The sequence below is a fragment of the Streptomyces sp. NPDC014801 genome (assembly GCF_043082085.1).
GTDB lineage: Bacteria > Actinomycetota > Actinomycetes > Streptomycetales > Streptomycetaceae > Streptomyces.
In genome coordinates, this window is sequence record NZ_JBIBXG010000031.1 from 1 (window position 1) to 11,592 (window position 11,592).

At 68.6% G+C, this 11,592-nt stretch carries 12 protein-coding genes and 1 pseudogene; 6 read left to right on the top strand and 7 right to left on the bottom strand.

The genetic code is table 11. The features are described 5' to 3' along the window. Positions 1 to 223: 223 nt before the first annotated feature. Positions 224 to 730, top strand: a complete 507-nt coding sequence (locus ACF1AL_RS39290; RefSeq protein ID WP_391781377.1) for a DinB family protein — start codon at positions 224 to 226, stop codon at positions 728 to 730. Here the strand turns inward: ACF1AL_RS39290 and ACF1AL_RS39295 are convergent. Then, positions 727 to 1,818, bottom strand: coding sequence for an IS630 family transposase (locus tag ACF1AL_RS39295; protein ID WP_391781376.1), 1,092 nt, complete (start codon positions 1,816 to 1,818; stop codon positions 727 to 729). The genes ACF1AL_RS39290 and ACF1AL_RS39295 overlap by 4 nt on opposite strands. Positions 1,819 to 2,367: 549 nt before the next feature. Between ACF1AL_RS39295 and ACF1AL_RS39300 the strand changes: the two genes are divergently transcribed. After that, positions 2,368 to 2,550 carry a hypothetical protein gene (locus tag ACF1AL_RS39300; protein WP_391781375.1) on the top strand — a complete coding sequence of 61 codons (183 nt, stop codon included), beginning with the start codon at positions 2,368 to 2,370 and terminating at the stop codon, positions 2,548 to 2,550. 86 nt (positions 2,551 to 2,636) lie between these two features. Next, positions 2,637 to 3,689 (top strand): hypothetical protein, encoded by a 1,053-nt coding sequence (locus ACF1AL_RS39305; protein WP_391781374.1) that lies wholly within the window; start codon positions 2,637 to 2,639, stop codon positions 3,687 to 3,689. Between the two features lie 1,005 nt (positions 3,690 to 4,694). Here ACF1AL_RS39305 and ACF1AL_RS39310 read toward each other — a convergent pair. The 3 genes from ACF1AL_RS39310 to ACF1AL_RS39320 all read right to left on the bottom strand — a co-directional run bounded on the left by ACF1AL_RS39310 (position 4,695) and on the right by ACF1AL_RS39320 (position 7,931). Beyond that, positions 4,695 to 5,663 carry a zinc-binding alcohol dehydrogenase family protein gene (locus ACF1AL_RS39310; RefSeq protein WP_391781373.1) on the bottom strand — a complete coding sequence of 323 codons (969 nt, stop codon included), beginning with the start codon at positions 5,661 to 5,663 and terminating at the stop codon, positions 4,695 to 4,697. 230 nt (positions 5,664 to 5,893) lie between these two features. Then, positions 5,894 to 7,339, bottom strand: a complete 1,446-nt coding sequence (locus tag ACF1AL_RS39315; protein ID WP_391781372.1) for an MFS transporter — start codon at positions 7,337 to 7,339, stop codon at positions 5,894 to 5,896. A gap of 229 nt (positions 7,340 to 7,568) precedes the next feature. Continuing rightward, positions 7,569 to 7,931 (bottom strand): MarR family winged helix-turn-helix transcriptional regulator, encoded by a 363-nt coding sequence (locus ACF1AL_RS39320; RefSeq protein ID WP_391781378.1) that lies wholly within the window; start codon positions 7,929 to 7,931, stop codon positions 7,569 to 7,571. Between the two features lie 307 nt (positions 7,932 to 8,238). On the opposite strand from ACF1AL_RS39320, the gene ACF1AL_RS39325 reads away from it, so the two are divergent. Together ACF1AL_RS39325 and ACF1AL_RS39330 are read left to right on the top strand one after the other, a co-directional pair. Further along, on the top strand, positions 8,239 to 8,649 hold the full coding sequence (locus tag ACF1AL_RS39325; protein ID WP_391828806.1) for a hypothetical protein: 411 nt from the start codon (positions 8,239 to 8,241) through the stop codon (positions 8,647 to 8,649). 551 nt (positions 8,650 to 9,200) lie between these two features. Further along, a complete protein-coding gene (locus tag ACF1AL_RS39330; protein WP_391781370.1) occupies positions 9,201 to 9,515 on the top strand; it encodes a hypothetical protein in 315 nt (104 codons plus the stop codon). A gap of 162 nt (positions 9,516 to 9,677) precedes the next feature. Here ACF1AL_RS39330 and ACF1AL_RS39335 read toward each other — a convergent pair whose 3' ends face one another. Next, positions 9,678 to 10,145 carry a winged helix-turn-helix transcriptional regulator gene (locus ACF1AL_RS39335; RefSeq protein ID WP_391828808.1) on the bottom strand — a complete coding sequence of 156 codons (468 nt, stop codon included), beginning with the start codon at positions 10,143 to 10,145 and terminating at the stop codon, positions 9,678 to 9,680. On the opposite strand from ACF1AL_RS39335, the gene ACF1AL_RS39340 reads away from it, so the two are divergent. Beyond that, positions 10,056 to 10,619 (top strand): carboxymuconolactone decarboxylase family protein, encoded by a 564-nt coding sequence (locus ACF1AL_RS39340; RefSeq protein WP_391706799.1) that lies wholly within the window; start codon positions 10,056 to 10,058, stop codon positions 10,617 to 10,619. The two genes, ACF1AL_RS39335 and ACF1AL_RS39340, sit on opposite strands and share 90 nt — an antisense overlap. A gap of 23 nt (positions 10,620 to 10,642) precedes the next feature. Here the strand turns inward: ACF1AL_RS39340 and ACF1AL_RS39345 are convergent. Then, positions 10,643 to 11,125, bottom strand: a pseudogene (locus tag ACF1AL_RS39345) (IS5 family transposase); the annotation flags it as partial. Between the two features lie 281 nt (positions 11,126 to 11,406). After that, the coding region (locus tag ACF1AL_RS39350; RefSeq protein WP_391780896.1) for a helix-turn-helix domain-containing protein at positions 11,407 to 11,592 on the bottom strand (186 nt) is incomplete at its 5' end.

The window sequence follows — 11,592 nt, forward strand, 5'->3', positions numbered from 1 at the left end:
CGTTACGACAAGCTGCCCGACCGCTTCCTCGCCGCCATCACCCTGGCCAGCACGCTCATCTGGCTCGAGGCGTGATCGACAAGACGCTGCCTAGGACCTGTCCGGCGGCTCGCTGGCGCTGAATCGCTGTAGCGTCCCGCCGGACAAGGAGCTGGGTGGAGCAGGTCGGGTCGGTCGATAAATACCTCGACATCGGTCGCGGTGATCGGGGACGCTTCGCGCGATGACCAGAATCCAGGACACCCCGCCCGCGTGGGACGAGCGCACCCAGCTCACCACGTTTCTCGACTACGCACGTGACACCGCCCGCGCCAAGTGCGATGGCGTCTCCGCGGAGAACACACGCAAGGCGCTTCTGCCGGGCTCACCGCTGATGACCATGAGCGGACTGATCAACCACCTCCGCTGGGTCGAGTACTACTGGTTCCAAGTGGTCTTCCTCGGCGAGGAAGACCACGGCCCCTGGACCGAGGAGGACCCCGACCGCGAGATGCGTATAGCCGTCGACTTCCCGCTCACGCAGTTGCTCGATGAATACGCTGAACAGAGTGCCCGCTACCGCGAATTGGTCGCCGGGAACGGCCTGGACAAGCATGCCCAGCGAGCCGTCCGCAACGGCCTCCACGTCGACCTGCGCTGGATCCTCCTCCACCTCACCGAGGAGACGGCCCGCCACAACGGCCACCTGGACATCCTGCGCGAGATGCTCGACGGCACGACCGGCGACTAGTCTTCTGAGTCAGGAATTCTGTTCAGATAGCTGGCGAGGCGTTCGAGGATCTCGTCTGCGGTCTTCGTCCAGACGTAGGGCTTGGGATCGGTGTTCCATGCGGCGATCCAGGTCCGGATGTCCTTCTCCAGTGCCTGGACGCTTCTGTGGACGCCTCGCCGTATCTGCTTGTTCGTCAGCTCGGCGAACCACCGCTCGACCAGGTTGAGCCAGGACGAGCCGGTGGGCGTGAAGTGCAGGTGGAAGCGGGGGTGGGCCAGCAGCCAGGTCTTGATGGCTGGGGTCTTGTGGGTGGCGTAGTTGTCCAGCACCAGGTGCACGTCCAGGTCCGCCGGTATCTCCTGGTCGAGTTTGATCAGGAACTTCTTGAACTCCCCGGCCCGGTGCCGGCGGTGCAGGGAGCCGATCACCTTCGCCGTGGCCACCTCCAGTGCGGCGAACAATGTGGTGGTGCCCGCGCGCACGTAGTCGTGGGTGACCCGCTGCGGGACGCCCGGCATCATCGGCAGCACCGGCTGGGACCGGTCCAGGGCCTGGATCTGCGACTTCTCGTCGACACAGAACACCAAGGCCCGCTCGGGCGGGTCCAGATAGAGGCCGACCACGTCGTGGACCTTGTCGACGAAGTACGGATCCGTCGACAGCTTGAACGTCTCGGTGCGGTGGGGCTGCAGGCCGAAGGCCCGCCAGATCCGCGACACGGTCGACTGCGACAGACCCATCTCCGTGGCCATCGCCCTCGTCGACCAGTGCGTGGCGTTCTTCGGCGTCGACTCCAGCGTCCGCTTCACCACCGCGGCGACCTGCTCATCGGTGACCGTCCGGGGCCCGCCGGACCGCGGCATGTCACCCAGCCCGGCGATCCGGTGTTCGACGAACCGCTTCCGCCAGCGGCCCACCGCATGCGGTGTCGAACCGAGCTGTGCGGCCACGTCCTTGTTGGACGCGCGGGTCGCGCAGGCCAGGATGATCCGGCACCGCAAAGCCCACGCCTGCGGAGTGGAACGGCGCCGCACCCACCCCTCCAGCGCAGCCCGCTCCTCATCCGACAGGATCAGCTCGGCCTTCGGCCGCCCAGTACGCGCCACCAGGCAACCCTACACATCTGAATGAAATTCCTGACTCAGAAGACTAGGTCCTGTCCAATGGGTCGAGTGACTCGTCTGTAGGTGGATCGTTTCGAGTCTCGTGGGACGGGGTGATCTTTCGGATGACGAGTGGGCTCTGCTGGAACTGCACCTCCGAAGGATGCCCAAAGCGGTGTCCGGCCGGCAGGGGAGAGGCGCTCACGCTCTGCGGTCGCGGTGAGCGCGGCGGGGACGGCGGACCGTGATGACGGCGGATATCCGCATGGCCCGGCCTCGAAGCCGGCCCGCCGCTGTAGCCCGCACCTCCGAGTCGTACGGTCACGCGCTGCGTAGTGAGTCCGATGACAGCGAGCGGGCGGTCGAGGACGTCCGCAACGCCCTCGACCGCGTCTCCAGCGACACGACCCCCTGGGGCGTTTGGCTCAGCGAGCTGTACGTCGACGTCCGCTGCACCCAAGGGCTGGAAGCCTCGGCAAACACGCCCAGGCTGCGGAGATCCTTACCAACGCCATCAAGGCCCTCCCGCAGGGTTACCCCCGAGATCGAGGCGTGTACATCGGCCGTGCCGCCGTCGCCCACGCCGGCGCCGGATCACCGGAGGAAGCCGCTGCCATTGGCCTGCAAGCTCTGACGGTTGCGGGCGACACCGGATCCGGCCGGATCATGCGCGAGGTAGCGCACCTGGACAAGGTGCTCATCCTGTGGCAGCGCCAGTCCGATTCAAACGGCTGATCACCATCCGGGCTTGACCCTGACGCCGCTGGAGACTTGACGATCGCGCTGTAGGCGACACGCGAATTCTCACCGGAGGCGCAGGCATGCGAGGCAAGGGCATCCACTACGACACCGGCACCTTTCCCAACGGCGATACCTCCCGCCCCGTTTTTGACGCCGACGTCGTCGCGCGGGACATGCGGATCATCGCCGAAGATCTGCACTGCACCGCGATCCGCATCACGGGCGGCGACCCGGACCGGATCGAGACCACCGCGCGGCATGCAGCCGCCGTCGGGCTGGAGGTCTGGTTTTCGCCGTTCCCCTGCGAAATGACCAACGAACAGATGCTGCCGTACTTCGCCGACTGCGCCGAGCGAGCCGAACACCTCCGCCAAGACGGCGCCGACGTCGTCCTTGTCACCGGCTGCGAACTGAGCCTGTTCGCCCGCGGGTACCTGCCCGGCGAGACCTTCAACGAGCGCATCCCGGTCTTGGCCGGCCCCGATCGCGAAGCCGCACTCCGGTCCATCCCCGACAAGATCAACGCCTTCCTCGGCGACGTCGTCCGCACCGTGCGCCCTCTCTTCGCCGGCCGGGTCAGCTACGCCTCGTGCCCCCTGGACGGCGTGGACTGGAGCCCGTTCGACATCGTCGGCCTGGACGCCTTCCGGAGTCTGCGCAACGCCGCCACATACCGCAACGACCTGCGCAAGGAGTTCACCCATGGCAAGCCGGTGGCCATCATGGAAGTCGGCTGCTGCACCTTCCGCGGGGCGGGCGACTACGGCGGCTCGGGCTGGTACGTGGCCATGGAACCGGACGGTGTCGCTCCCAAGCCGCACCTGGTGCGTGACGAGGGCGAGCAGGTCCGCTATCTCGACGAGCTCATGCCCGTCTTCGAAGACGAAGGAGTCGACTCCGTCTTCTGGTTCAGCTTCGCCGGCTATGGCACTCCCCACCGTCTGTCCGGACCGGACCCCGACCTAGCCTCCTACGGCATCGTCAAGATCCTCGACGAGCACAGCGGATACCCCGCAGACGCGCGCAGGTACCCGGACATGCCCTGGGAACCCAAGGAGGCCTTCCACGCCCTGGCGGACCGCTACCAGGCCCGCAAGCATGGAACGTCCCATCAGCACCTCGATGACCGATAGTGCCTATGGGCCACTGCAGACCGGGAGCGAGACGCTCCGGCCGCATTTGATGTCAGGTCCCTGTTCCGTCGGCTCAGCGCAGGTCACCATCAGACACCTGCCTGCGCCTCCACCCACGGTCTAGGGAGTCGATTGCCTGAACCACGGTATGTCGTAATCACAAGCCGGTGTGACGCGCGAACCACGGTCTCCCGTGCGGTTGGGTGCGCGGTAAGCCTGACGGCGATGCCGCTTAGGGGCAGGCCGGAGGTTCCCCCGCGGCCGCAGGCCCGGTAGGCAGGTACGCCGTTGGCAGTGCGCGCCAGCGCGACGTGCAGGAGCGGACCACCTCGCCCTTGCGCAGGTGGTGACGGATCGGCGTGCGCATCGTGGCGGCCGGCCCGTCGTACGGGCCGGGGCGACGCACGGCAGCGCGTTCGACGGCGCGCCAGGCCGTGGCACACGGCTTGGCCGGCGCGGTGGGAGCAGCGGTGGCGACTGCCTCGGCGCCAGCGGAGGCGATCAGGACGCCGAGAGCCGCGACGGCGGCTGTCATCAGTCGTGTCACACCTGTACAACCCTGGCTCACAGCACGAGGCACGGGTGATCACCCGCGAGGATAGCCGGCGCACGGGTCCACTGGTGCGCAGACATAGGAGGGGTTCGGCTCGCTGCTGTGCTCGGGTTCAGGCGCCTCGGACCGCCCAACTGCCGTCTTGAGGTACTCCGAAGCTCAAGGTCCAGGGCTTGTGGTCTTCAGCGGTACACAGGGCGCAGAGGCGGACAGGTTCATCGGGGTAATGGGCCTGCCACTGCGCCCGCCCGCCGGGGTACACCAGGTCGGCTCCTCGGTCCGATCGAGCCTGATCCGGCGTCGGTCACCCGGCAAAAGAGAGAACTCGGGCACCGTGCGGCCCTGCTCTTCGGTGACGTTGGCGCGAGTGTGAAAGAGGTAGGGGCCCCAGATGACCTCCGCCTTCTCTTCCTCGGTAGGGACATACCTGGCCCGCAGGTCGAAGAAGAAGCTCAGGTGCGGGGAAGCAGGAGAAGCTTTCCTTTTGTGCGGCGAGCGAGCAGGTCTTCATGTGCCTGGCGGGCCTGTCCGAGCGGGTACTGCCCTCCGACCAGCGGTCGCAGGCGCCGCCTGGCGGTGAGGTCGAGCAGTTCCTGCAGCGGCGGGCCTGCGGTCCCTTCCCGGACGAGTAGCGGGGTGAGCCAGAAACCGGCGACCGTGAGACTTTCCACTGCAAGGCGGCTCGGGGAGATGGCGGAGGCGGGCTGCCGGGCGGAGGCCCCGTAGGTGACAAGTCTCCCCAGGTAGCCCAGGGTGTCCAGGGCGGCGTCGAGAACCGGGCCGCCAATGGCGTCCAGCACGATGTCGACCTGTCGCCCGTCGTTGGCGGCCAGGACCCTCTCCCGGTACCCCTGTGCCTCGCCGTCGATCGCGACGTCCGCGCCCAGGTCCAGGGCAAAGGCGCGCTTGCCTTCGGACGAGGCAGTGGCGATCACCCGTCCGGCCCCGAACTCCCGGGCCAGCTGGACAGCGAGGCTTCCGGTGCCGCCGGCGGCGGCATGTACCACTACGCTCTCGCCGGGCCTGATCCGGGCAACCGAGCGCAACAGGTGCCAGGCTGTCAGCCCCTGCACGTGTACCGCCAGAGCCTCGCCCGCGCTGACGCCCTCCGGCACGGTGACCAGGTCCCGGTCGGCGACCACCGTCCGCTCGGCGTAACCGCCCTGCAGGACGTGGCCGAGGACCCGCCGCCCGTCCGCTGTCCGGCCCACAACCTCCATGCCCGGGATGCGCGGCAACGGTCCCTTGGGGGCATAGGGGCCGTCAGGCTGCTCGCCGGCGATCTGCTTGATATCGCCGAAGTTGACGCCGGCCGCCTCCACTTCGACGACTGTCTCACCTGGCCTTGCCACCGGTTCGGGCACCTGGGCCTCTGTCAGGACCTCTGGGCCGCCGAACCGCTCGAACTGAATGGCGCGCATGCGTCTTCTCTCCGCTGCAAGGCTTCAACCATGGCCACCGCTTCCCTGGCGGAACCGGACAACCACCTTTCAGGTGCCCGCTCCCGTATCCCCGAGCATCGCCGGCGCTCGAGGACCGTCCTTCCCAGCCGATACGGCGCGGACCGATCGCGGAGGCGAGGACGCCGGTGCCCCCTTCCGACGTCGAGGGCCGTGCGGCCCGGTGGGCCGCCGCCCTTCCGGCAGGCCTGTCATCGACTCGACCGGTCCTGGCTCGGCGCGCCGGTCAGGGGCGCGATCGGGTTTGGCCCGGGCGAGCGCCGGCGGGCGAGTGCGAGGCCGGCCATCGTCGTGATCGTCATCGCGGCGACACCGACCACCGCTGCCGTGGTGTAGGCGCCGTCGTGCGGGAAGGGTTGACCGGCGTCGGTGCCGGCGGCCAGCAGCAGGCCGCCTATGGCACTGCCCAGGGAGTATCCGGCGCTACGGACGACGTAGTTGAAGCTCATGGCGCTCGACGTCTCGCTCTTGGGGGTGACGGCCAAGATGACACCGGGCATGGCGGCCGAGAAGCCGCCGACACCGAAGCCCAGCACTCCCATGACCACGAACAGTTCGGCCACGCGCGACCGGGCCACCGCGAAGAGGACGAACCCGCCACCGACGACGACGGCGCTGCCGGCCAAGAGCAAGGGGGCACTGATCCGTTCGCGAAGCCGGGGGCTGAGCTTGCCGGCGACGAAGCCCAGCCCGGAGAACGGGACGAGGACCAGCCCGGCAGCGAAGGTGGTCAGCCCGAACCCGTAGCCTGCGCTGTGCGGCGTCTGCGCGTACCGGGTGACGAGCGTGAGCAGGAGGTACATGCCGATTCCGCCGACGAACATGGCGATGTTCGCCCCGGCGACCGCCGGGTGCCGTACCGCCCGGACATCGACCAGGGGCGTCTTGCTGCGCAACTCGTGGGCGGTCCAGCCGCCGAGCAGGAGCACGGCAACGACGGCGAGGACCAACGCCACGGCGAGGTGACGGCTCCACAGATGCGTCTCGCCGGCCAGGAACAGGACGAGGAAGAGTCCACCCGCCAGGATGAGGGCGCCCGCTACGTCCATGTCCGCGCGGCGGCCTTCAGGGGCTACAGGTACGGAGCGCCACGCGGCCAGGAAGGCGATGGCGGTGACGAACAGACCGAGGCCGTAAGCGGCCCGTACGCCACCGAACTCGCTGAGCAGTGCGGCAAGCGGGTAACCGACGCCGGCCCCGATGATGGAAACCACCGAGATCAGGGCGATCGTGGCCGCGCTGCGCCCCTCGGGAAGGTGATCGCGGGCCACGCCCATCATCAGGGCTGTCAGACCGAGCCCGACGCCTTGGGCCGCCCTGCCGACGAGCAGCCACGCGAACGGCAGCGGCAATACGGTAAGCGCGCTGCCGGCAACGACGACCGCCAGCGTGGCGAGAACCGTGGCTCGTCGGTGTGGGCCGGCTCCGAGCCGGCCAAGGACGGGAGTAGCGACGGCGCCGCTCAGCAGCGCGATGGTCAGCGTCCATTGCGCGCTGTCGAGCGAGACGTGGAACGTGCTCGCCACGCTGGTGATGAGCGGTGTCCCGAGGCTGCCGACTGCCGCCACGACCAAGGCGATGAACAGCAGGGAAGGGACCAGTAGCCGCGACTCGGAGTGCTGTCGGGTCGTGCTCATCGGTGGCGCCTGATCGTGCTGCGGTCAACGACGCGAGTGCGGGCCCATTCCGCCCATGGCTCGTCCGGCTGGGCGAGCTGAAGCGTGACGCCATCGCCGAGCAGCGTCCCTGAGGACAGGAATCCCTTGGTCCTTACCGGATCGGGCCCGGCGGTCTCGATGACCACCTCCCGCATCCGTCCGGTGCCTCCGTCCGAAGACGCGGTGACCCCGCTGATTGACCCCCTGGTCACTGCTTCGGCCCTTCGTGCTCCTGGCCGTCGAGCGTTGCCAGATGCAGCAGCGCCGGAAGGGCTGCCACCAAGGCCTCGGCCTCCTCGTCACTGAGCTTGTCGATCAACCGGGCAAACGCCTGGGCGCCCGCCTGGCGCCGCGCCCGGACGTAAGACGCGCCGGCCTCGGTCAGGCACACCAGCGTGACCCGCTTGTCGGACGGGTCGCCTCTCCGTTCGACCAGCCCGTCTTTCTCCATCACTCGAACCAGGACGGTCATCGCGGGCTGAGTGACCCCCTCGGTGACGGCCAGGTCGGTGATCCGTCGGGGACCGGTCCGGTCGAGGGTGGCCAGGGTGGCAGCGGACGTGAGGCTCAGGTCACGCGGAAGACGCCTCACGGCTCTCGTGGCCAGTTCGTAGAGGGCTGACCCGACTGCGGCTGAAGCGCCCCGAGGGGCGTCTTGACGGCTCATGCCGGAAGCATAGCTTATTTATATTAATTCTCTATGCATTGCCTGTGTCTGCCTTGACGTCCCGAAGGACCTGCGACGCGTGGGTGCGACGTGTCGCCTCACTCTCCGCGGGTGTGGGTGGACGCGACGGGCCTGTACTCCGCTCTCCCGTCCGACGGCAGCCTCTGCGCCGTCATGGCCGGCGGCGATCCCGTCGTGGTAGGGCGACGGTGTGGTCAAGGCCTGCTCCGAGCTGACGAAGTCGCCGTGTGCCGGGATCCAGGCGATCGGGAAAAGGGACATGGAGGCCCGGGGCTCCTCGGACGAGGCGTGGGTGGAGTTCACCCTCTGCACCTTCGCCGAGGCGAAGGACGCGTCCACGACGATGCAGGACCTGGCGGAGCACAAGCGCAAGGACAATGCGGAGTACGGCGAGCCGGCAAAGCCCGTGACGGTCGACGCCGACGCGGACGAGACCCGGGCGATGCAGGACGGCGACTACTTCGATGTCGTCATGCGCATCCGCGCCGTCGTGGCGCACCTGCACGCGAGCGACGCCCAGCTCGGCAACGTGGAGTACGCGGTGAAGGTCCAGATCGCCCGCGTGAAGTCCGTCTCGAACGGCGTCAAGCCGGATCGCTGACCCGGCGGGCGGTTTGAGAGGGCGGGCCGGCACTGCCAACCTTCTGGGCCGCGTGGTGCCGGCAGCCCCCTCGCCTTCGCAGCGCACCACCTCGGCGCCCTTGGGAATGTTGCAGGCGCGGTCATCCTGGCCGCTGCGCTGCTCCTGGTGCTGTTCCTCGCCGGCGAACGGAATCTGTGGAGCCGGCACCTCGCCGTGGCGGGCCTCGCCGTCGTCGCGGTGGTGCTGCTCGGGGTCTGGGCCGTCATCGAGCTGCGCAGCACAACGCCTCTGGTCGAGGTGCGGGCGGCGGGGGCACCCGGCGGTCGCCGGGGCGAGCCTCGCCATGTTCGTCGGCGGGATCGGCATGGACCTCCTGCTCACGCTCATCACCGGGTACGCGCAGACACCGCACGGCGCCGGCTACGGCTTCGGGCTGACGACCTTCGTCGCCGGGCTGGTCCTCATCCCGTTCTCGGTGCTGGGGTTCGTCGCCGGCAAGCACACGCCGCGGGTCCGGATGCGGATCGCCGATCCCCTGCTCCTGGCCGGCAGCGCCGTCGTGGTCGGCGGTGGGTTCCGCCCTGTTCGCGGCGGCCCGGTCGGACCTGGCCGAACTGTTCGCGGCGATGGGCGTGCTCGGCTTCGGCGTCGGCGGCTTCTGGGCCGCGATGCCCGGCGTCATCCTGGCCGTCACCCCCAAGAGCGAGACGTCAAGCGCCATGAGCTTCAAGTACGTCGCCCGCGGCGTCGGATACTCTTTGGGCAGCACCACCGGCGGCCTGATCCTCGGCGCGGGCACCGGCCCCGGCCGCCTCCTCCCCGACGGCAGCGCCTACACCACCGCGGCGTGGTCGGCGTCGGCGCCATGGCGATCACGACGCTGACAAGCCTCGCTCTCGCCCGCCGACGCTCGTCCGAGACCAGCCCGTAGCTCGCGCAAACAGGCGGTGTGGGAGCCTCTGCAGCAAGGCGGGCACTGGCCTGGTACGGAGTCGCGACACTCTGTGACCACTGGAGAGACTGAGCCTGTCCGGCCGTCACGGCCGTCAGTCCCCCGCCTTGGGCCGCCAACCGGAGGCCCAATCATCGAGCGGGGCGAGGGATTCTCGAAGGGTCCTGCCCTGTTCAGTGAGCAGGTACCCCTCGCCGGCGTTCTCTACGAGGTCGGCCTGTCCAAGCTCGCGAAGCCTGTCTGCCAGGACGCTTGATGACACGCCGCCACATCGTTGCTGGAGCTGGCGGAAGGTCGGAGATGAGCCGTCCCGCAGCTCCCACAGGACTCGCAGCGCCCAGCGTCGGCCCAAGAGGTCCAGGAGCGCCATGATCGGGCGCCCCGTGTGCGAGCCGCGGACCCGGCGGCCTGGGAGTGGTGTTGGTCGTGTCATCTGCTTCCCTTTCCGAAGCGTCAATGTTAACGTCCCGCTATGCCTCTGAAATCGAAGCAGCCTCGTATCGAGCCGCTCTCGCCGCCCTATGGCGAGGGAGCCAGCGAGGCCCTTGAGCTCCTCGGGCATTCCCCCATCCAGCTGTTCCGGGTGTGGGCCCGCCGGCCCGAGCTCGCCCGCTCCATCGCGGGCTGGGGAAGCTACTACTTCTCTCGGCGCTCCGCTCTCACTCTGCGCCAGCGCGAGCTGGTCATCGACCGGACCACCGCGCTGTGTGGCGCCGATTACGAGTGGGCTGTGCACGTCGCGGGTTTCGCCGAGAAGGTGGGACTCGACGCGGCGCAACTCGCGTCCCTCGCGAAGGGAAGGCCGACGGACGACTGCTGGCACACCGCTGATCGTGCCGTGCTCAAAGCGGTCGACGAGCTCCATGCGACCTTTGACCTCTCGGACGACACCTGGGCGAACCTGGTCGCTGTCGCCGATGAAGATGCCGCACTCGATCTGGTCTTGATCTGCGGTTGGTACCACGCCATCTCGTTCGCCGTCAGGGCCCTCCGCCTGCCCCTTGAACCCGGCACCGAGCCGATCTCCGCACACTGATCTAAGAGTTCTTGACAAAGGCGTTGGACATGGCGGTGGGTGATGAGGCAGGTGGCGAGGCCGAGGAAGGCTTCGTGGATGTCGTCGCGTCTCTCCCAGCGGATACGAAGGCGGCGGATGCCGTGTAGCCAGGAGATCGTCCGCTCGACGACCCCGCGCAAGATGCCCAGGCCGGAACCGTGCGGCTGCCCGCGCTCGGCGATTACGGGCCTGATGCCCCGCTGCCAGAGCAGGCGCCGGTACTTGTCGTGGTCGTAGCCTCGGTCGGCGAAGAGCATGTCGGGCCGTCTACGTGGCCGCCCGACGGCGCCGGCCACCGCGGGGACCTTTCCAGCAAGGGCAGGAGCTGAGTGACGGCGTTGCGGTTGCCGCCGGTCAGAGACACCGCGAGCGGAACGCCCCGGCCGTCGACAAGGACGTGGTGCTCACTGCCCGGCCGTGCGCGGTCGACCGGGCTGGGACCGCTTTGGGCCCCGTCGGGCTGCCCGCACATGCGATTCTTCGACGCGATCGACCACGTTCGGCGGCACGTTCCCGTCGATCAGCCGGCCGTCGGCATACACCCAGGCGACCTCGTCCAGCGCCTCACTGCCGCTCTCCGTCAGTACGATACGGCCGCCTTTGGCGGTGACGTTCGCCGCGACCGCCTCGGCGCGTGTACGCGCCAGTTCGCGCGCGTCGGAGTCCGTCACCCGGCTCAGCAGCACGTGCGAGACGACGACCAGGATCGCAACCACGGCGGTGGCGATCAGCACAGTGAGCGCGACGACCCGCTTACGGAATCCGGTCACTGCCATCGGTAGCCCACGCCGCGGACGGTCGCCAGGTGCTCGGCCACACCCAGCGAACCGAGCTTGGCCCGCAGCCGGCGTACATAAGAGTCGAGGGTGTTGTCGCTGACCTGCGCTCCGTGCGGCCAGCCGGCGGCGATGAGGGCGTGGCGGCGTACCACGTCGCCCTGCGAGGCGATCAG

Excerpts from the sequence above, each read along its gene's own strand:
- ACF1AL_RS39290 (WP_391781377.1), top strand. The coding sequence starts at position 224 with ATGACCAGAATCCAGGACACCCCGCCCGCGTGGGACGAGCGCACCCAG.
- ACF1AL_RS39305 (WP_391781374.1), top strand. The coding sequence starts at position 2,637 with ATGCGAGGCAAGGGCATCCACTACGACACCGGCACCTTTCCCAACGGC.
- ACF1AL_RS39310 (WP_391781373.1), bottom strand. The coding sequence starts at position 5,663 with ATGCGCGCCATTCAGTTCGAGCGGTTCGGCGGCCCAGAGGTCCTGACA.
- ACF1AL_RS39315 (WP_391781372.1), bottom strand. The coding sequence starts at position 7,339 with ATGAGCACGACCCGACAGCACTCCGAGTCGCGGCTACTGGTCCCTTCC.
- ACF1AL_RS39340 (WP_391706799.1), top strand. The coding sequence starts at position 10,056 with ATGCCTCTGAAATCGAAGCAGCCTCGTATCGAGCCGCTCTCGCCGCCC.
- ACF1AL_RS39335 (WP_391828808.1), bottom strand. The coding sequence starts at position 10,145 with ATGCCCGAGGAGCTCAAGGGCCTCGCTGGCTCCCTCGCCATAGGGCGG.